The organism is Entomomonas moraniae, from assembly GCF_003991975.1.
GTDB lineage: Bacteria > Pseudomonadota > Gammaproteobacteria > Pseudomonadales > Pseudomonadaceae > Entomomonas > Entomomonas moraniae.
Genome location: NZ_CP029822.1, coordinates 93967 through 114587, shown reverse-complemented (window position 1 = coordinate 114587; position 20621 = coordinate 93967). Strand labels below are relative to the sequence as shown.

Annotated in this window: 23 protein-coding genes; 8 read left to right on the top strand and 15 right to left on the bottom strand. The window is 38.2% G+C overall.

Annotated features, from left to right (window positions below; all coding sequences use genetic code 11):
• Positions 1-63: 63 nt before the first annotated feature.
• Entirely contained in the window at positions 64-801 is a 738-nt protein-coding gene (locus DM558_RS00620; RefSeq protein WP_127161590.1) for a hypothetical protein, read from the bottom strand.
• 222 nt (positions 802-1023) lie between these two features.
• Between DM558_RS00620 and DM558_RS00615 the strand changes: the two genes are divergently transcribed.
• From DM558_RS00615 to DM558_RS00595, 5 genes are all read left to right on the top strand, one after another.
• Positions 1024-1428 carry an acyl-CoA thioesterase gene (locus DM558_RS00615; protein WP_127161589.1) on the top strand — a complete coding sequence of 135 codons (405 nt, stop codon included), beginning with the start codon at positions 1024-1026 and terminating at the stop codon, positions 1426-1428.
• 67 nt (positions 1429-1495) lie between these two features.
• The gene (gene hemC / locus DM558_RS00610) at positions 1496-2428 is read left to right on the top strand and encodes a hydroxymethylbilane synthase (protein WP_127161588.1); all 933 of its coding nucleotides are present in this window, start codon (positions 1496-1498) and stop codon (positions 2426-2428) included.
• A gap of 2 nt (positions 2429-2430) precedes the next feature.
• Positions 2431-3210 carry a uroporphyrinogen-III synthase gene (locus DM558_RS00605; protein ID WP_127161587.1) on the top strand — a complete coding sequence of 260 codons (780 nt, stop codon included), beginning with the start codon at positions 2431-2433 and terminating at the stop codon, positions 3208-3210.
• A gap of 33 nt (positions 3211-3243) precedes the next feature.
• A complete protein-coding gene (locus tag DM558_RS00600; RefSeq protein ID WP_127161586.1) occupies positions 3244-4389 on the top strand; it encodes a uroporphyrinogen-III C-methyltransferase in 1146 nt (381 codons plus the stop codon).
• A gap of 2 nt (positions 4390-4391) precedes the next feature.
• Positions 4392-5612, top strand: a complete 1221-nt coding sequence (locus DM558_RS00595; RefSeq protein ID WP_127161585.1) for a heme biosynthesis HemY N-terminal domain-containing protein — start codon at positions 4392-4394, stop codon at positions 5610-5612.
• Positions 5613-5643: 31 nt separating this feature from the next.
• Here DM558_RS00595 and cls read toward each other — a convergent pair whose 3' ends face one another.
• Both cls and DM558_RS00585 read right to left on the bottom strand, forming a co-directional pair.
• Positions 5644-7089, bottom strand: a complete 1446-nt coding sequence (gene cls / locus DM558_RS00590; RefSeq protein ID WP_127161584.1) for a cardiolipin synthase — start codon at positions 7087-7089, stop codon at positions 5644-5646.
• Between the two features lie 117 nt (positions 7090-7206).
• Positions 7207-9186 carry a polysaccharide biosynthesis protein gene (locus DM558_RS00585; RefSeq protein WP_127161583.1) on the bottom strand — a complete coding sequence of 660 codons (1980 nt, stop codon included), beginning with the start codon at positions 9184-9186 and terminating at the stop codon, positions 7207-7209.
• 273 nt (positions 9187-9459) lie between these two features.
• Here DM558_RS00585 and DM558_RS00580 point away from each other — a divergent pair, with 273 nt between their 5' ends.
• A complete protein-coding gene (locus tag DM558_RS00580) occupies positions 9460-10905 on the top strand; it encodes an anion permease (RefSeq protein ID WP_127161582.1) in 1446 nt (481 codons plus the stop codon).
• Positions 10906-11240: 335 nt separating this feature from the next.
• On the opposite strand, the gene DM558_RS00575 is transcribed toward DM558_RS00580, so the two are convergent.
• Positions 11241-12371: a 2-methylaconitate cis-trans isomerase PrpF family protein gene (locus DM558_RS00575; protein WP_127161581.1), complete on the bottom strand. Its 1131-nt coding sequence runs from the start codon at positions 12369-12371 to the stop codon at positions 11241-11243.
• Positions 12372-12752: 381 nt separating this feature from the next.
• Here DM558_RS00575 and DM558_RS00570 point away from each other — a divergent pair, with 381 nt between their 5' ends.
• On the top strand, positions 12753-13967 hold the full coding sequence (locus tag DM558_RS00570) for an MFS transporter (RefSeq protein ID WP_127161580.1): 1215 nt from the start codon (positions 12753-12755) through the stop codon (positions 13965-13967).
• Between the two features lie 27 nt (positions 13968-13994).
• Here the strand turns inward: DM558_RS00570 and DM558_RS00565 are convergent, their stop codons facing one another.
• The 10 genes from DM558_RS00565 to DM558_RS00520 all read right to left on the bottom strand — a co-directional run bounded on the left by DM558_RS00565 (position 13995) and on the right by DM558_RS00520 (position 19813).
• The gene (locus tag DM558_RS00565; protein WP_127161579.1) at positions 13995-14399 is read right to left on the bottom strand and encodes a PA2817 family protein; all 405 of its coding nucleotides are present in this window, start codon (positions 14397-14399) and stop codon (positions 13995-13997) included.
• A gap of 147 nt (positions 14400-14546) precedes the next feature.
• Entirely contained in the window at positions 14547-14861 is a 315-nt protein-coding gene (locus DM558_RS00560; protein WP_127161578.1) for a hypothetical protein, read from the bottom strand.
• A gap of 154 nt (positions 14862-15015) precedes the next feature.
• On the bottom strand, positions 15016-15336 hold the full coding sequence (locus tag DM558_RS00555) for a hypothetical protein (protein WP_127161577.1): 321 nt from the start codon (positions 15334-15336) through the stop codon (positions 15016-15018).
• 52 nt (positions 15337-15388) lie between these two features.
• Entirely contained in the window at positions 15389-15856 is a 468-nt protein-coding gene (locus DM558_RS00550; RefSeq protein WP_127161576.1) for a lysis system i-spanin subunit Rz, read from the bottom strand.
• 1 nt (position 15857) lies between these two features.
• A complete protein-coding gene (locus tag DM558_RS00545) occupies positions 15858-16268 on the bottom strand; it encodes a DUF5675 family protein (protein WP_127161575.1) in 411 nt (136 codons plus the stop codon).
• Entirely contained in the window at positions 16265-16642 is a 378-nt protein-coding gene (locus tag DM558_RS00540; RefSeq protein WP_164731210.1) for a phage holin family protein, read from the bottom strand. Before DM558_RS00540 ends, DM558_RS00545 begins: the two co-directional genes overlap by 4 nt.
• On the bottom strand, positions 16632-16835 hold the full coding sequence (locus DM558_RS00535) for a hypothetical protein (protein ID WP_127161573.1): 204 nt from the start codon (positions 16833-16835) through the stop codon (positions 16632-16634). Before DM558_RS00535 ends, DM558_RS00540 begins: the two co-directional genes overlap by 11 nt.
• Entirely contained in the window at positions 16835-17845 is a 1011-nt protein-coding gene (locus tag DM558_RS00530) for a hypothetical protein (RefSeq protein WP_127161572.1), read from the bottom strand. The genes DM558_RS00535 and DM558_RS00530 overlap by 1 nt, the downstream gene beginning before the upstream one ends.
• Positions 17846-17853: 8 nt before the next feature.
• Positions 17854-19479, bottom strand: coding sequence for a phage terminase large subunit (terL, locus tag DM558_RS00525; RefSeq protein ID WP_127161571.1), 1626 nt, complete (start codon positions 19477-19479; stop codon positions 17854-17856).
• Complete coding sequence (locus DM558_RS00520) at positions 19469-19813, bottom strand: hypothetical protein (protein ID WP_127161570.1); 345 nt, start codon at positions 19811-19813, stop codon at positions 19469-19471. The genes terL and DM558_RS00520 overlap by 11 nt, the downstream gene beginning before the upstream one ends.
• Positions 19814-19966: 153 nt before the next feature.
• Between DM558_RS00520 and DM558_RS00515 the strand changes: the two genes are divergently transcribed.
• Positions 19967-20212, top strand: coding sequence for a hypothetical protein (locus DM558_RS00515; RefSeq protein ID WP_127161569.1), 246 nt, complete (start codon positions 19967-19969; stop codon positions 20210-20212).
• Here the strand turns inward: DM558_RS00515 and DM558_RS00510 are convergent.
• Positions 20204-20488: a hypothetical protein gene (locus tag DM558_RS00510; RefSeq protein WP_127161568.1), complete on the bottom strand. Its 285-nt coding sequence runs from the start codon at positions 20486-20488 to the stop codon at positions 20204-20206. The genes DM558_RS00515 and DM558_RS00510 overlap by 9 nt on opposite strands.
• Between the last annotated feature and the right edge of the window lie 133 nt (positions 20489-20621).

Sequence of the window (20621 nt, the reverse complement as noted above, 5' to 3'; positions counted from 1 at the left end):
AAGTAAAAATAACATATTATGCTTTATTATAAACCAAAAAGTACTTTATCTTCGAATCTTTCACTAATTATTCCAAGCAATTAATACACCCGCTTGACCACAAACTTTATTGACATATTCTAATTGTTCGGTGGGAACTTCCCAAATAAAAGACTCATTATTTGATGTTGGAATGAGTTTACCAAAATGCTCATCACTACAAATGCGATCTTCCAGTGTCTTTCCGTCTATTAAGATTTTTAAATGCTTCAAATTAATTAAGTTACAAGAGTAAACCATACGCAACATACTGTTTTCATAGCGTGCACTGCCGTAAAAAACCGGTGTCTCATCTCGCCACAAAAAATGTTGCTCATAACTAGGAACAGCGATAACTCCCTCTTCCATGACATACTCATAGGCATCAACAACATTATCGCTGACATAAACAACGCCATAAGGAATAAAAGCCAAGGCGGCGGCTGCTTGAAGAAACTGCACTATCTCATTTTCTGTAATAGCCGTATCACACTGTATATCTATATAATCAAAATACTCTTGTACGTTTGCTGTGTAACCAAAGGAGGCCAACCAAGGAGGATTCTTTTCATCTTTGCTATAAAGCCTAAACCCTTTTACAGCCTTAGCATCAATTGCTTGCTTAATTTTATCAAGAGTTACAGAGTGATAAACGCTCGACTCATCAGAATAAGAGATATCTGTAATATTTTGATTGATAGTTTTAAAAAACAACGTTGCTAAATGATAAGCTTGTTGCCCAGATAAGTTATCTGTATGATATAACGCTATTCCAATGCTCATATTAAATCCTTGTCCTTTTAATGGCATAAATAAAATAGTTTAAACAATAAATTATTTTATAATCCTTGAGATTGGTCAATAATACAACAACAAAACAAATAAATACAAATATTTCAATACGTTAAAGAAAAAATACTTTATTATTGATTGTTACAAAGGCACCCAAATAACTAATAAATTCTTCTAAAAAAACTGATTGAAAATAAGAGAATAATTAATAACATGCACAATTACAATACAGATTATTTGACACCACAAGGTAATCTCGCCTTACAAATCATAGCCTTACCTTGCACAACCAATGGCTTTAACGATATTTATGGCGGTTGGCTTGTGTCTCAAATGGATATTGCAGGAACATCAATCGCTGCTAAAATTGCTAAAGGACGTGTAGCCACTGTTTCCATCGACCATATGTCTTTTTTAGTGCCCGTTGAGGTGGGATCACAGCTTTCATTTTACACAGAAACACTGTCCGTAGGTCGCAGTTCTGTTCAAATACGGGTTGAGGTTTGGGGTAAAGACTTAATAACAGATGATTGGCGAAAAGTCACTGAGGCCACGTTTGTCTTTGTTGCGATTGATGACAAAGGAAGAACCCGAGCATTGCCTAAAATTACCAGTTGATTGGTATTTAATCAGCATAAGCACTATAATTATGCTATTTTCACTGATTAGAATTTGGATTTAACATATGCCCAGAATTATTCGCATTGCCACACGCCAAAGTGCTTTAGCATTATGGCAAGCAGAGTATGTTAAAAGTCATTTAGAAAAACACTACCCAACAATACAAGTAGAACTACTCAAAATAGTGAGCCGTGGTGATAAGTTACTTGATGCCCCACTTGCCAAAATCGGAGGCAAAGGCTTATTCGTTAAAGAGCTTGAAACAGCACTATTAGAAAACGAAGCAGATATAGCCGTCCACTCAATGAAAGATGTTCCCATGGATTTTCCTGATGGGTTGGGTCTGTACTGTATCTGTCAACGTGAAGACCCCCGTGATGCTTTTGTCTCCAATCAGTTTAAAACCATTGATGAGCTTCCTATTGGGAGCATAGTGGGAACCTCTAGCCTACGCCGACAAGCACAACTATTAACGTTAAGACCAGATTTAAACATCCACTTTTTACGCGGTAATGTTAATACTCGCCTAGCCAAACTGGATAACAATGAATACGATGCTATTATTTTAGCTGCTGCAGGCCTTAAAAGGTTGGGACTATCTGAAAGAATCTCTTCTTATATTTCTGTGGAACAAAGCCTTCCTGCTGCTGGGCAAGGTGCTGTAGGCATCGAATGCAGGACAAATGATATTGATTTACAAGCACTACTAAACCCCTTACATCACGTAGAAACCGCCTATTGTGTGACAGCCGAACGCGCAATGAACAAACGACTTAATGGTGGCTGCCAAGTGCCTATTGCAGGTTATGCAATACTTGATAAAGAACAAATCTACTTAAGAGGTCTCGTGGCTGACCCATCAGGCTGTCAGGTATTAACTGCAGAACATACAGATACCCTTGAGAACGTTGAACAATTAGGTATTAACGTCGCTGACCAACTGCTTGATGCAGGGGCTAATCATATCCTAAACAAAATCTATGCTGAAGGTCACTAGCCATGAATCGTTGGCGTTTACTACTGACACGCTCAGAACCCGACTGCCAACTACAGGTAAACTATTTAGCCTCGCTGAATATAACAGCAATAAGCTTACCACTGATTGAGATCGTTCCCACTCCAGAAACAGATTTACAACGTAGCCAATTATTAGACTTTGACCGTTATACAACATTGATTGTAACGAGTAAACCAGCTGCTAAGTTGATACTAGAACGTTTAGACTATTACTGGCCACAATTGCCCATTCAACAAGCGTGGTTTAGTGTCGGTAAGGCTACAGCTGATATTTTAAAAACAGCAGGCCTCGATACATGCTACCCCGATCCATCGGTAGGAGATGACAGTGAAGCCCTGTGGGCATCAGCCCAATTTCAAGAAAGCCTTGCAGACCCTCACTGCCGAACATTAATTATTAAAGGTCAAAAAGGTCGCCCGTGGTTACAGGAAAAATTAGCACTAAGCGGTATTCCCACAGATACCATAGAGCTATACTATCGAAAAGTACCCAATTATTCGGCTGACTTCATTATAGACACAATAACGCAGCACAACCTTAATGCACTGGTTTTAAGCAGTGGCGAGGCATTAGAAAATCTTCGCCACCTATCAGGCGATGCATGGCAAAAAATAGCCCACTTAACCTACTTTGTACCCAGTGCTCGTATAACTAAACAAGCTGAAGAACTAAATATCAAACATATAATTAATTGTCATGGGGCTAGTCAAAGTGCTTTAATGAATGCATTAAAAAACCATCAGCCCCATAATTTGTTATAAAATAGTTAATAAAATTAATGAAGGATAACTCGTGTGAACAAGCAAACAGACTCTCAACCCACTAATCCTGTTGAAGCTAATGATCGCAAAATGGACAATGCTTCTACAACAAAAAATACTACATCACTTTCTGCTATTGCCAATAAAAGCACAATAATCACAGGGGCGGCACTAGTCATTGCTATATTAAGTTGTGCAGGCAGTACCTATACTTACTGGCAACAACACAGTCAAAATACCTACCTTATTGAACAAAACAAGCAGTTAACTTCAACATTAGAAGCACAACAACAAATAGTACAACAATTTACTAGCAACACAAAAAACCAAGAAAACGCACTGAATAACCAATTTGATTCAACCCGTACTAAACTTAGTACATTAGAGTCACAAACGCAGAAGTTACAAGCATCACAAGAAACAGTATTAAACCAAATAGCAAAAATGAATACCAATGCCAATCAAACATGGATGTTATTTGAGTCAAAACAACTACTAAAACAAGCCTTCTTCAGACTCAGAGCCTCTGATATTAAAGGGGCAAGTAAATTATTAGAAGATGTCAACGAAACCATTAAACAACGCGGTGATTTAAGCCAAGCAGCAAATAAAGTTAATCAACGCATTGAAGAAGCTTTGCTTAAACTACAACAGGCCGAACAAACAGATATCGCTAGCCTTTACTCACAACTAGCAGCTATACAAACTCAAATTGCAGCACTTCCGGTGAAAGAACCTCGCTTTTATGGAGCAAACCAATCAACAGAGGCATCCGAAGGCCGTTGGCAAAAACTATCCAATAAACTATCAAACTATGTACGTATTGACTTTAATGCCAACAATAAAACAGCCCCTATTTTAACCTCACAAGGAATCGGCCAATTAAAAATGACGCTAGATTTATCCATTGAAAAAGCACAATGGGCGGCAATTAGTGGTCAACCAAGCATTTATCAAAACGAACTCAACCGTGTCACTGAGTTTTTAAACCAATATTTTGATGCTAACTCGACACAAGTAAAAGCAATCATTGCTAAAATAAACACGCTAAAAAATGAAACCATCATTATCGAAGTACCTGATCTAACAGACACACTTAAAGCAATTAATAGCTACCTTGACTCAGAAATTGCTACTTCTACGCCCAAAACGGTAAATAATAACGTAGGAGACAACTAAACATGAATCGCCTGATAGTAAAACTCATTCTTGTTGTTTTATGCGCGCTGATTTTGGGTATTGGTATTTCCATTGACCCCGGCTATGTTTTTATACGGTTTAGTCATTTCGAATATGAGTCAGGACTCTGGGTAACATTGGCTTTAATTGGTCTTGTTATTTTTACTTTTTGGCTTATTATCGCGCTGACAGGGATATCATTTGAGCTTTTCGGTAAAATAAATCCTTTCTCTCAACAAAGAAAGCATCGCTTAGGTGAAAAAGGGATGAGAGAACTTGCTGAAGGCAACTGGAGCACGGCCTTAAAACATCTAAAAACGGCAACTAAAGCAAAAAATGGTTCTCTCTCCTATTATCTTGGTGCAGCAGAAGCGGCTAATGAACTGGGAGAATACGATAAAAGTAATGCCTTTATTGAAGCCGCTTGTGACAATGTACCTAAAGCAAAAATGGCGATTGGTTTAACCTTTGCTAATTTACTACTACAACGTCAAGATTACGACAAAGCGTTAGCTGTAGCGGATGAACTCCATAGCATAAAATCTAATCATCCCCCTGTAATTAAATTACTGTATAACATTTATTTTAATCAGGAGAACTGGATGGAGGTTAATCAACTACTCCCCGCTTTAGCTAAATACAAACTCTTACCAGAGAACACATTAATCAAACTTGAGCAATATACGTGGAGCGCACTACTAAAAGAATCTTTTATCAATAATAAAGATCAACCTGTCTTAGCCCTTGAGCAGTTAAAGAAAGTATGGGATAGTTTATCCAATAAAGCGCGTAGTGATATTGCGACAATTGAAATTTATGTTCAACTACTCTGCTCACTTAATGCAGCACAAGATGCTGAAAAACTGCTTCAAAAAGCAATTAACACAAACTACTGCTCTGAATTAATTTATCTTTATGGACAAATTAAAGGCGATAATATCACCAAACAAATTAGCTTAGCCGAACAATGGCTAACAACCCACCAAAATGACCCCGTGTTATTACTCACCTTAGGTAAACTTTGCCAACGAAATCAACTTTGGGGTAAAGCCAAAGAGTACCTTGAGAAAAGTATTCAACTTAAGCACTCCCCAGAGTCTTATTTTGAACTTGCTGGCTATTACGCTGAGCATGGAGATACTCAAAAAAGTAATCAGCTCTTTCGGCAAGGCTTACAACAAACCCATCAAAACCTTTACTTAACACACAAATCAGCAGACTAATAAAAAAGCCAGTTTAAACTGGCTTTTTTATTTATAAGATAGGCCCTAACAGTCTTGCAATACCTAATCCAAAACGATAATAGTAGGGATACTTGTGCGCATCTTCTAGCGTTTTCTCTGTCGAAGCCGCAAAGTCTTTAATCAGCATATCTTCCACTTCCTTATTGAATGACTCGCTGATGGTCAATACCATCACCTCAAAATTCAATCTAAAAGAGCGATTATCTAAATTAGCACTACCAATCGCTGCCACATCGTCATCCACCAATACTACTTTTTGATGAACAAACCCTTCGGTATAATTAAATATCTTAATGCCCATTCTTACTGCTTCAACTGAATACAGCACAGAAGCTAAGTACACAAAAAGATGATCTTTTCGAGAAGGTAATAAAATTCTCACATCCACACCGCGCAATACGGCTAAACGTAACGCACTCCAAACAGCTTCATCAGGAACAAAATAAGGGCTGGTGATCCAAATACGTTTTGTTGCTGAGTTAAGTGCCTCAATAAAAAATAATGCACAAGTTTCTTGATCATCCGCAGGCCCACTGGGAATAGAGATACAAGCCACCCCCTCATCAGGAAAATGAGTTTGGAACAACAGTTCAGGCAATGTTCTATTAGCCCAGTACCAGTCTTCTGCAAAGGTTTCTTGTAAACATGTGACAATAGCACCTTGTAATTCAATATGGGTATCTCGCCATGGTGATAATGGTGGTTTTTCCCCTAAATATTCAACCCCCACATTAAGTCCACCAACAAATGCCACTGCACCGTCAATAATCGTTATTTTTCGGTGGCAACGAAAGTTCCATTGAAAACGATTAATAAAACTAGCGCGTGTTGAAAAAGAAGCAACATTAACACCTGCATTTTTCAATTCGTTAACATATCGCTTTGGTAAGCGAATACTGCCTACGCGGTCATATAAAAAATAAACGCTCACACCACGCTTTGCACATTGGATTAGCTCATGTTGTAATTCTCTACCTAACCTATCATCATTAACAATAAAAAATTCCATCAATACCACTTTTTCTGCTTTTCTCAACGCAGCAAAGAGCGCACTAAATGTTTCATGGCCATTAATCAGTAAGTTGATCTTATTATTGGCTAAAAGCGGCATACCTGTTAACTGATAAAAGGCTTGAATACTGGCATAACGTTGGTCGGGATTATCTTTTACTACCTCTTTAATCCAACTACGCCAATTAGTACTTTGTGTAACGCTGTGCATTTCCATGTCCACTTGTCGTCGCGCTTTAATATAAGCACTAAACTTATTACGTCCAAAAATAAGGTAAGGAATAAGCGTTAATACCGGCATAAAAACTAAAGATACCGCCCAAGCAACAGCTCCTTGAGAAGTCCTCACTGTAAATAGCGCATGTATTGCGGCAATCATACCTAATACTTCAAGCGTGATAAAAAAAGTACTAAGCCAGATAAAATGTTCGGCTTCAATAAACATCTATTTTAATAACCTTTAAGTTTTAATCGTATACTCAATCAATATAATCAATATTACCTGTAAAAGATAATAGACTTAATAGCTAAGCTAACAGGATAATGCCACTATTAGCTTTATCTAATTAAATGCTTTATGTTTTAGATACTGCCAGTCAACAATTTTTTTCTCAGCACAATACCCTGAAACAATTGCCGTTAATAGCTGTTGCAAGTGTTCATAGTTATCTTCATTTAAGGCAACAAGAAGTTCTTTTAACACTTTTTTCATCTCATCCCACGGTAAATAATCTTCATTTGCACACATAATCATAGGATGCTCCGTGCCTTCGACATTTTCACCAATTAATAACTCTTCGTAGAGTTTCTCACCGGGTCTTAAGCCTGTGAACTCAATCGCAATATCACCGTTAGGATTTTCTTCTGTTAATCTTTCTAACCCTGACAAATTAATCATCTTTTCAGCTAAATCAACAATTTTAATTGGGGTTCCCATATCTAGTACAAAGACATCTCCCCCCTCGCCCATAGAGCCGGCTTGAATCACGAGCTGTGCAGCCTCTGGAATTGTCATAAAGTAGCGGGTTACTTCTGGATGAGTCACTGTAATAGGCCCACCTTGTTTAATCTGCTGGCGAAAAAGCGGAATAACCGAACCCGATGAGCCAAGCACATTACCAAAACGTACCATCGTAAAACACGTTTGTTGCGTAACAGGCTCAGCCCCTAAGCCAAACAGCACTGGTTGAAACTCATGACTTAACGCTTGTAAAATCATCTCTGCTAATCGTTTAGTCGCCCCCATTACATTGGTGGGCCTGACTGCTTTATCTGTAGAAATTAATACAAAATTACTGACGTTGGCTAAAATAGCCGCTTGTGCTAGATTTAATGTCCCTACCACATTATTTAAAATACCCTCAGCGATATTCTGCTCCACCATAGGAACATGCTTATAAGCAGCGGCATGATAAATAGTATCTACATGGCAATTAGTCATCACTTTAAGCAACAAATCTGCATTACGAACAGACCCTAAAATAGGCGTCAAACGAATCGGTAGTTGTGCTTTTTGAATATAATGAGTGAGCTCTAAATGAATACGATAAAGGTTAAACTCACTGTGATCAAATAAGATTAAATCGCTTACACCAACAGTAATAATTTGTCGGCATAACTCACTGCCTATAGATCCACCGGCACCTGTTACCATCACCACTTTATTTTTAATGCATCGCTCAAATAAAGCCTCATTAGGCGGTACAATATCTCGTCCTAACACATCCACAATATCAATCTTTTGAATATCATCCACTTTAACTCGGCCACTGGCCAAGTCTGAAATACCGGGAATAGATCGAATACTGACGGGATACTTTTCTAATAGCGTAATAATTTCTCGGCGTCTTGCTCTTGTAACAGATGGGATAGCTAATAATATTTCTTCAACACCCGTCTTAACTAGCATTTTTTCAATATCTGAAGAAGCATAAACCTTTAATCCTGAAATACTACGACCCACCAAATGATTGTCATCATCTATAAAAGCAACAGGATGTAAGTCTTTACCCATTCGCAAACTGGTGATTAATTGGTTTCCTGCTACACCTGCCCCATATATTGCCACGTTAGTTGCTTTCCTAGCATAGCGCTTAGTAAAGGGAATCCGCCAATCCTTAACTAAATAGTGGCGAACTAATAGCCTAAAACCCACTAATAAAATAATACTCACCCACCAATAAATAAAAACAATCGAGCGAGGAACAAGAAAATCCGGCTGATACCAATAAATGGCTAATGCCAGTAACAAAGATGATAATGACATCGCCTTAAAAATAGCAATAATGGCTTCATTATCAAAATAGCGGCTAACCACTGTATTTAATTTAAAGTAAAAAAGAAATGGTAATGAAAAGCAAGGAATAGCCATAAAAAGTGGCCAATACTCGCCCAAAGGATTTATGGCTTCATCAGTCCCCAAACGTATGATAAAAGCTAACCAAAGTGCAAACCATAAAAGAAAAATATCTGTCCCAACTTGTAAAAGGCGTTTGACAGCGGTAGGCAATACCAGCAACTTTGCTTTAAACGTTTTTTCCATGTCTGCTTACCAATAACAACCTCATTAAAAATTCTTGAGAATAATACTATAAAACTAACCAATCATTACAGACAAAAAAACAAACATCACTCTAAATGACATAGATTAAAGCAATTACCCAAATATCCCATGATAATAATTGCACTTATACGGGCAGAATGTGCTGAGTAAGAGTATCTATGGAAATATTACTTACTGGTAATCAAGTTATTTACCAGTAAGTAATGTAACTGAGGGTTAGCATTAAAAAACTTAACCAACGGAGACTTACAAATGAGTAAGGATAAACTGTGGAAATTAGGTATACTTTTTTTAATACCTATTATTATTTTTATGGCGCCTGCCCCGGAGGGTTTACCTCTATTAGCATGGCGTATCTTTGGGCTTTACCTTGCTGCTATTTTAGGCCTCATATTAAAACCCTATTCAGAACCTGTGATATTGTTAGCAACAATAGCCGCTTCAGCAGTTACAATAGGTAATACTGCTATTACCAGTGGCGAACCTGTTGTAAACATTGGCGAAGTGTTAGGGGGGTACCAATCAGGAACTACATGGCTTGTTTTTGCTGCATTTACATTGAGTGCTGCATTCGTAACCACGGGGTTAGGTAAACGTATTGCCTACCATCTCATTAAATTAATGGGGGGAACAACCTTGCGTCTTGGTTATGTGACTGCTTGCCTGGACCTACTTCTAGCACCTGCAACTCCTTCTAATACAGCACGTGCGGGTGGTATTGTATACCCTATTATCAACAGTGTGGTTGTAGCTCTTGGATCTGAACCAGATAAAAACCCTCGTAAAGCGGGTCATTTTTTAATGATCAATATTTACATGGTAACAAAAACCACTAGCTATATGTTTTTAACTGCTATGGCTCCCAATGCTCTAGCCTTACAAATGATGGCTCCTATTTTAAAAATAAATCTATCATGGGGACAGTGGGCATTAGCTGCTGCTGCCCCTGGATTGCTTTGTTTAATTCTTACACCACTTGTTATTTATTTCCTTTATCCACCTGAACTTAAAAAAGTTGATAACAAATCTATTGCTGACAAAGGTCTAGCAGAGATGGGGCCAATAAAAACTAAAGAAATATTATTATTAGTTATTTTTATAGCGGCACTCTGCGGTTGGGTATTCTCTAAATTCCTAAATATCAATGAAGCCACTGTAGCTCTTTGTGTTATGGCAGCAGCACTTATTATTAACATTGTCACTTGGGATGATGTTCTTAAAAACAAAGGTGGCTGGAATACGCTTATTTGGTATGGTGGTATCATCGGTATGTCTGGTGTACTGACCAAAGCAGGATTCTTTGACTGGTTAGCAGAAACATTAAAACATTCCCTATCATTTGGTGAAAATGCTACTGTCGCTCTTCTTGTATTACTGTTTATCAGTGTTGCCATTCGCTATCTATTTGCATCCGGTGGTGCTTATGTCGCAGCGATGGTGCCTGTGTTTGCCACAGTAGGATCTCTATCAGGTGCTAACCCAATGCTTCTAGCACTCGGCCTATTATTCTCAAATGCTTACGGTGGTGCAGTCACTCACTACGGTGGTGCAGCAGCACCTATTATATTTGGGGCAGGTTATAATGATATCAAATCGTGGTGGATTATTGGCGGTATCATTGCTTTTGGAACCTTGATAATACACTGTACTTTAGGTATTGCGTGGTGGGAATTTCTCATTTCGATGGGATTCATCTAGTCGCCTGACATAACCCTGCACTGACCAAAAAGTGCAGGGTATTTTTCAAACCAAACTCCATCTTTCTCTGCAAACTCCTTTTAAAATCTCTGCTCTACCTCCTAAATACTGATAAAGCCATCCCTCGATAAGTAATCGATCAAGACTGATTAAAAAAGATTCTTAGTCTGGAAAACTAGACAAATATACGAAAACTAAAAAAATGAAAGGCATTCTAAGCACTATAAAAACTAAAAGAAATAAGAGCCACCTGTTGTGCATGATATTGACTTTCAATCAACACACAACAGGTAACTCATAGGCCACGTCATTACTTAGCCGTTATAGGCAATATACTAATAGTAAGCAACACCTTTAAACAATAAACGTGCTGTTCTATAACCTTCAGCCGACGTAATATGAATACTACCATTATTGTTTTCATACTCTACGCTAGCTTCGATAACACCACTTGGATGACCAATTCTAAGATGTTTATCTTGCGTATTTTTACTTTTCAATTCATTAACAATTGTTCCAGGAATAACAGCGGCTACTGATGTACACATTCCCCCAGTCATAGCATATGAAGGGTGTGATTTTTGCATCGCCATCATTCGGCTTGTTACATCTATTTGTGACGCATCAATAGACTCACCACCAATTGTTTTATAGCTGACAGGTTCAGAGATAATAGCCAATTTAGGGACATTAGAACTTTTTAATGCAGCGTCTTCAATCGCATCTACCAAACCTAATAACTTAGCGGCTGATCCCCTGATATTTTCTAAGAGCTTGAGTCTTTCAGGAGAGCCATTAATATCAGCAGGCAACTCTGTACCATTAAAACCAATGTCTTTAGCACGAATGAAAATAAACGGATTAGCCGCATCAACAATAGATACCTCTATTTTACCAAATGATGGAACATCTAAGGTATCGATGACATTGTTCGTTGGTAAAAGTGATTTAAAAACACTCCCAGCTGGATCTAACACTTTAATCTTAATCGGTGCTGCGCAGCCTGGAACACCAGCAATACTATAGTCACCTTCATAAGTTACTTGTGCATTAGGGGTCTGTACAGTTTCAACCATCACTTTTTGAGTGTTTGTGTTAAAAACACGTACGATTGTGACGTCTTGGCTAGCTTTCACCAGACCACTCTCTATAGCAAAAGGGCCAACCGCTGATGAAATATTGCCACAGTTACCCAAATAGGAAACAACGGGCTTATCTACAGATACCTGCGCAAAAGTATAATTCACATCGGCATCTTCTCTCTCTGATGGTCCTATTATCGCCACCTTACTCGTTACAGCCTGTGCGCCACCTAAGCCATCAATCTGGTTCGGGCTACCACTGCCCATACAGCGCAATAACAATGTATCGCGCTCCTTTCCTGCAGGAGGTAAATCGGCTTCTAAAAAGAACAAACCACGGCTTGTGCCACCACGAAACACAGTTATAGGAACAGTTTTTTGCATGAAAAATCTCCTTTAGATTGAAATACTTATTTTTTATGTCTTATTCAGCCATAAAGAAAATAAATTATTAAACAACAACCAAGGTCTAGATAAGCCCCTAAGCTTTTAAGAAAAACACTCAACCGAAACTCGCTCTGTTCTTAAAATCCTAAACTTGTCAGCAATACTATCGGACTCACTGCGAAGCTTTTCATCTATTTTATACCTATTGAAAAGCATTTTTTTGAAAAAAATAACTATTAAACGATGGGTAGATCAATAAGATGCTAATAAATAACCTATAATTCTCTCAACGATTCATAAAAGCTATTAACTAATCCTATAATTAGGTTTATCCTATAAAGCAATATTTATAAAATTTACAAGTTTCCTGTTTCTACCATGACAACCGATACAACTACCCCATCAGATTACATAGAAAAAAACTCCCCTCTTTTTATTAAAGTTGCTTTTGCACTTTTTTTAGGCGGCTTTGCTACGTTTGCATTATTGTATTGTGTACAACCTATGATGCCCGTTTTTTCAAAAGAGTTCTCCGTCAGTGCATCAGAAAGTAGCCTTCTTATCTCTATGTCTACCTTTATGTTAGCCTTTGGACTACTTCTCACAGGGCCAATATCTGATGCAATGGGGCGAAAAAGCATCATGATTATCGCCTTATTACTGTCTTCCTCTTTTACTCTCCTAAGCGCTATTGTCCATAACTGGCAACTTCTCCTTATTTGTCGAGCATTGGTTGGTATTTCATTAAGTGGTGTTGCTGCCGTAGCTATGGCTTACCTTAATGAAGAAATAGCGCCTCGACACCTCGGCGTTGCGATGGGGCTTTATATTGGGGGAAACGCCATCGGCGGAATGAGTGGTCGTTTAATTAGCGGTGTATTAATTGATTTTTACTCTTGGCATATCGTACTCGGCATTATGTCGTTTCTTGCTTTAATCTGTGCTATTTCAATGTGGAAACTACTTCCCCCCTCTAAGCACTTTGAACCTATGCCAATAAAATTTAGCAAGCTACTTAATGGCTATTTACATCATATTGTTCAACCGCGACTTCCTTGGTTATTTTTTCAGGGCTTCTTATTAATGGGGGCTTTTGTTACATTATTTAATTATATTGCTTATCGGCTTATTGCTCCCCCCTACTTGTTAAGCCAAGCATGGATAGGTGTATTATCCATTGTTTACTTATCAGGTATTTTTAGCTCAACTACCTTTGGATCATGGGCGGATCGATTTGGCCATGCCCGTGTTTTGTGGATTGCGGTTGTTATTATGCTTTCTGGCGCATTGATTACGCTATTTACGCCCATCACGATTGTTTTTATCGGGATGGTCATTTTTGCACTGGGCTTTTTTGGTGCGCATTCAGTCACCAGTAGTTGGATAGGTCGCTGTGCAACCAAAGCAAAAGGACAAGCATCTTCCTTTTACTTATTTTGTTATTACATAGGATCTAGTATTCTTGGTACAGCCGGAGGGCATTTTTGGCAATCACAACAATGGAATGGTGTTATTGGTTATATAGCCACCATTCTTATCATCAGCTTATTAGTCGCCCTGTATCTAAAAAGACAAACGTTAAAACAACAATAAGGCAAGTGAACTAGTAGCTTGAAAAATTTATTCCTGCTCGTTCACACCGAGTAATTGTTGCTTTGCTAGTAACCAATTAAACGGCTTACCTTCACTTTCTGCTTGATATTGCTGATCCTCTAACTGCTGAAATAAATCGATTTCAGCATCTGGCATAAAGTGCAAACAATCTCCACCGAAGAACCATAATAACTCTCTCGGGATTAAATGTGTTATTTGGGGATAACGTAGAAATAATTGACTAATCATTTCTTGGCCTAAATATAAGCTATCTTCATTATTATTGTTTTTTAACAGTTCTGTTAGCTCATCAAATCGCTCAATAAAAAGGCGATGATCCTCATCAGCCACATATTCAGTTTCTGACATCGCCTCTAATATCTTTCTGACAAGAGCTAGCTGCTCAAACGTTACATTCATTGGTTGTGACATAAATTAAATCCTGATAAAAACAAAAAACCCAGTCAAATCAATTAACTGGGTTTTGTATTTGGTAGGCATAATTACTACCAAAATAAACACATATCATATTGATTAATATTAATTTTTTAATATACGAGTCGCCTTTTTGTCGCCTCTTCACTTTTTCTGAAAACGATAAGTAAAAGTAACGAGCCCCAAAATAAAAGCAATCCCGAGAATAAAAAGCCCGACTTTTATTGCTTTTTCGCCAGTAACACTATTTCCTAAAATGCCAGTTAGCGTATATTCAAAAACTCCATTAAGGACTATTATTATACCCCCTACCAAAGCAAGCCACCAAAAAAAGAAATAATTTTTTTTTATAAGTCCTGAAAATTCTTTTTGACTTTTAATATCCAAAAAATTTATTTTTTTTCTATAACAAAAAACAGCTATAAATAAAGAAATAACTACAATTAATACTACCTGCATAATCCATATCCTTTAATTTATTATAATATCAGTCTTAAACCTAACTGCTATAATAAAGCTATATACTTTGGTTTCTATTCTTATTTCAAACAAACTTCATTAACATATTTCTGCAATGCGTTTAATTGCATTATAGCATTATCCCCATCTTGTACTATTCGGATAATTCGTTAACTAGTCTCTCGGTCAAGTTCGGCTCGATTGGTTGCATCGCGTTTGGTGGCGGTTTAGGTATTGAAGTCATTAGTAATTTTCTTTGCTCAGAAGATACCCCAACAGGAGAATACTTAATAATAATATCAGCCGCCCAGCTCCTCATAGCCATTTCATTAGCCGCTGGTGGTTTTCTTAAGATATCAATAGCTAACTTTACATACTCTTGCCCAACTCTGCTATTATTAACTTCCCTCTGCATGTTTGCTCCAAAATATGCCACTAATAAAGGAACAGCCAAAACAGATAACGTTTGAATCATGACATTTACTTTTTTAAATATCTTCATAGGATTCCTCTAACTATTTTAATATCTACGGTTTTAGACAAACACTTGTAATGTAAGACTGTAATTGTAATATCTGCTCCTTAGTTTGCGCTATTTCTAATCTGAGACGTAAATAATCTTGTCTAACGTTTCCTGTAAGTTGGGCGATGATTGCATTAGGCTTGCTGGTGGTGGTTGTATTGTTGGGCAAGCTTGGACATTTTGCCTTGACATACACCCGTTTAACATTATTGATAAGATCATCACGTAGCTTATCGTTTTCAGTTTGTGCATAGGTTAATTTCTCTTGATAGTCTTTGTCTAGCTGCTGAATATCTTTTAACTGCTGATTGGTTTTGTCTATGTAGTGATTGAGTGAGCTGATATTTTGATTAGCCAGTTCTAGCTTGGTCTTTGTACTTTCCAAGCGATCATTCAGGTAATAGAGATAACCAAGCAGCATAAATAAAACTACACCAGCAGCTACATAGATATAGTTCTTAACGGTATTCATATTAAACAATCTCTAATGTAAAGGGCTGCCTGTCCATTTCTTCCATAAACTCAGCTAATGCCTTTTTACTGCTTAATACTACGCGCTGCCCTTTTAGCTCACCTACATTTTTACCCAACAGAATGCAGCCTAATATGTCTGATCGGTAGCCTTTCTCTACATCGCCGCCATAGTTGCCCGCATGGATAAGTATGTTGGCTCTATTAGGCACATCAAGAACACCATAAACACGCCCAAAACGAGGGCTGTTCACAATCTTACATTGATAGGTACCTTTAGGAATGCATGACACTTGTCGCTTGTTGTCTTTGTCTGGAAGTTCTAATGAATCAAACTCTTTCCCGTTAGGTAAAATCACTACGCCAAACGTGCCCTGTGAGGTTGATTTGAAACGCTTTAATGTTACTTTCATAATGTGTCCTCGTCATCGTCGTTATATCGGTCATATCGGTTGCGTGGCTTTCTGCCTGCGTTGTTGTTTAAAAACTTTTTTAAGAACTCGCTTAAGGTTGTCACACCAATAAAGCCGACCATGCCGCAAACGGTAATTAGAACGGTTTGCGGTAGTTGTTCTTTTAGAAATAGCGCCTCTACCAGATCAATTAAACCTGCAGCGCCTAGCGATAGGAAACCACAAAGCAAGGTTTCCATTCCGATTTGTATGATTTTTCGTTCACCAAAATAGATAGTTCTTAATGCAGCAATAATCATTGCCACGATAAAGCCTTGGAATGCAGCGCTGTTTGTAATAAATTCTATAAGGTTTTCAGGGTCTTTATGAGGCATTTTCGGTATCCGTTTCATTTGCTGTTACCACTGGTTGAGGTTCTGGTAATATCCAATCGCCCGTATCACTAGCAATATGTTCAGGGCTTGGGCTTTCGTATTTCATTTTGATATAACCTTTTGGGCGTGTAGGCTTTTTAGAGTTGTCGATAACTTCTAACGATTGCCCTACAATGGCGTAGTATTTAGGCATTAAGCGGTTCTCCATATTTTTACGCGGCAAGGTGCGGTTGTTATACCTGTACTGGTTGTACCTAAGGTGTTGCCGTGTGCGTTTGATGGGCCAGCAATGCCCGATGAGCCAGTTTGGATAATAATTTTATTGGTTTCGATATTGTGTCCAGCAACGGCACCCCAGCCACCCCCTGAGTTAATCCAGCCAGTTGTACCCCAAACGCCACCGTAATAAATTTCTAGTTCACAAATAACTTTACTAGCTGGGTATGGGTTATCTTCTATATACCGTTTGTTAGTCGCAATGTTTGCAGGAGTTTCTTTTGTTCCGCCGTTAGGGTAAAGAATGGTAAAGGTCTCTTTACCACTTTCTTGTTCCAGCTTTGTTACTTTTTCGGTTAATGTTTTGTTTTGAGTATTAAGCGCTGTAATACTTTTGTTGGCGTTGTTTAAGCCACTACCAATCGTAGCCTCTGGATAAGGCAGCTCATTATTATAGCCAACAATCCCTGCCCCTTTGGTTAAGTCGCTCGTATCCGCTAATGATTGGGCAAGTTCTAATGCCGACCCACTAGCGATGGCTGTTAGCAAGGGCTGTCCGTCAGAACCAAAACCTAATATTTTATTCGCTCTCAGAGCCGCTAAAGGCAATGTATTAATGCCCTCAGGGTCTGATACTTTTAAGGTTTGGTTATCATTCTGTCTAAAACCCTGTAAGATTAAATAAATTCGATCAAAGTCTTGGTTTAAGGTGGCTGCTAGTAAATCGCCGTTTTCTTGATAATCGGTATCTCTTAATAAGGTAATCGAGCGCTGTAATACGAGTTTACCCTTAGGGGCAGAATAGAAAATAATTTCACTTTGCGGATTACCTATACCATTAATTTTATAGACGTTTTTAGAAACAGTTACTGAGTCAATGGTAATGTTTAAATCATTCTCATTAAGCAGTAGAAAAGGAATGGTAAAAGTAGTGGCTATTCCGTTAGCTTGGTACTCTTTAAAGTTTAAATTCGTGGTAACGGTCATTACTGCCTCTAATAGTCTGTTTTTACCTCATAAGAGGTGTTGTTAGGTCTCCACGTATTATTGTCTTGATTGTTTTCCGAGTTTCCGATTTTCTTACAGATTCTTACAGGGGTTTGTAAAATAGCCCCAGCTAAACTATCGATATAATCATCTTCTTGGTTGGTATACTCAGGATTAAAGTTGCGCATTTGTTCTATAGCAGGGCCATCTAATACATTTTTATGCGCCCAAATAAAGCCTGATAGCAAAGGCGGTTCTAATGCATCTAAAATACGTTTTTGTTTATTGGTGCTGACATGGCATTCACGAATAGCGCACCCTGTACCCTGTAGGGCTTTTCTTAGAATAGGTGGCACAAAGCCGCCTGAACCTTTAGTTTCAACCACTACGCAAGGGATATTGTACTTAACCACAAGATCACGCACTTGTTGAACTTGACCCCCTATTATTTTGTTGTTGGTGCCAAATTCAGCTAACTCACCCGTCATTGATTCGGCAAATTGCCAAAATAAATTACCGTCAGCATCGGTTAATACCAAATTCAAAGCAGAAGCATCCGAACCAATTTTACCCAGCGAGCAATCCCAATAGGCAATAGCACCTACTATTTGCGTTTCACCAAGCCAGCAACTGATCTCTTTATTGGCTAATCTCACTTCGGGGAATGCGTCATATCTCTGTAGCTTGCTAGGGTCTAATCGGGTTTCAGTCACGGGCTTAGAATGCAGTTGATATTGGCTATCCCATTTATTAATAGTTTCGGTTTCTTTGCGTCTCTTTTGTAATTCGGCAATGGTAAAACGTTCAGGCCAAGCCGCACCAGCGTAACAGTCTATAAGTACGTTAGGCGGTGAGTGAAAGATTAGGGTGTTATCATCAGTGATTAAATAATCTTTGTCTTTGATGAGTACGCGCGCATATTCACCGATACCATAAAACACATACTCCACTTTAAAAGGTAGTTTGTAGTGAGTTTTAGTGGCATTGTCTATGCGGTATTCTTGTTCAAACATGCGAATGGTCAAGCAGTCAGCCCCCTTTGCTTCGGTTCTATCATAGATACTATCGTGCGTATGGGGTGTACCGATAAATAGCTTTTTACCAATTTCAGGCAATAAGATATGAGTTTGTTCATCTAGTCGCTCTCGCAGCTTATCCCTTGCCTCTTGGGTGGTGGTGTTATTGGGAACTTCCACATCATCATTTTGGCACTCGTTCGCCCGTGAACCTGTTACGTTGGAAAGAATACCCACAGAAAACAAAGAAGCATTACGGCTATCATTAGCCCCTTTTACCCACCATTGCTCGATACCGCCATAATCAAAGAGATCCTTTGTTAAAGGGTGATTCTTTAAGACGTTCTGCGTGTCACGGCTGGTTTTATAAGCGGTTCTATCGGTTTCTGATTGGTGTATGATTCTATAGGTTGGATCATCGTAGAAACGCCACGCATTATAAACAGCTAGAATGGTACTTTTACCAAAACCACGAAAGCAGCGAAGTACCGCTAAATCCCCTCGATGTTCTAACCAGTCACAGGCTTTTACATGAATAAGGGGAACTTGCCAGCCTTGCCTTTTAGCCCACAGCAAAAAGAACGCTAAGAAAGATACCTTATCTTTATCAGTGGACATTGTGCGGCGCTTGTTCCTTTTCTCTGACTTGCTTTAGTAAGTCTTCTGCTTGATCTTTAACATTGTCAATGTCACGTTGTAGATCCTCATCTTCTTTGATATTGCCCTCTGTGGGCTTGGTATGGGTATTGATGATATTGGTTATACGAGCAAAAATACTAATGGACTTATCAGCGTTCTTTAAATCGAACGACCTGCCGCCCCGCTCCTCTTTGGTCATTTGTTTGGGGGTTTTGCCGTGTCCGTTCCAATTTCTAGGGTCGCAATCAACTTTAACCGCTTCAAACGAAAGGCTTTGCAACTCTCTAAGCTCTGCTAATTGAGTATCGTTCATGTAATATTATCCTGTCTTGATAGTGATTTTTATTAGGATAATTGTGTTGGTTTCCGACTTTCCGATTAAATAAAAAATAGACTAAAGTCTAATAAGCTAAAAGAGCAGTAACAGTATATTCTTATAAATTAAATTAATTAAGGAGGATTAAAAATGGCTATTGGTTATTTTCATTACAAATTATCTTTCGGTCAGACTGAAAAGCAATACTATATAAGCCAAAAAGCGCACCATCCTCAGCATAAAGGTGATAATAGTTATGATCACGCTAAAAACTTGGCTTTAGATCATTATGTGGAAAATTTTGGAGCTGGAATAGCTCGTGGGGAAATAGTCGCTAACTTAGTAGGCAGAAATCAAGCTATTCCAGGTAAAGGCACATACATACAACTAGATTAGTAAGCTTTTCGAGGGCAGTTGATCTTTTAATTTATCGCCACAGCTCGCAAGCATCAAAGCTAGCAACTTGAGAATAGTGTATATATTTATTCGCTGGTCGTCGTTGAATAGTCTTGGCTTGCCGTCTAAGTAGTCTGTTATATCTTTTTCTAATATATATGAAATAGAATCAATCGCCCCTCCGATTTTTTGCATTAAATCGGCGCTTTCTTGTGCATTAATCAATATCTGCACTTCAATATCCTTGTGTACTTCTGTTGTTTGCTTACTTTCCATAATTACCACCTATAACAATCACAAAGAAAACATAAGTCTTATTTTTTCGCTTATGTTGTGATCTTTATATCATCTTGTTCTTATGGCTGAACAACTGAAAAAACACATATTTATAATGAGTAAGAATCATCAA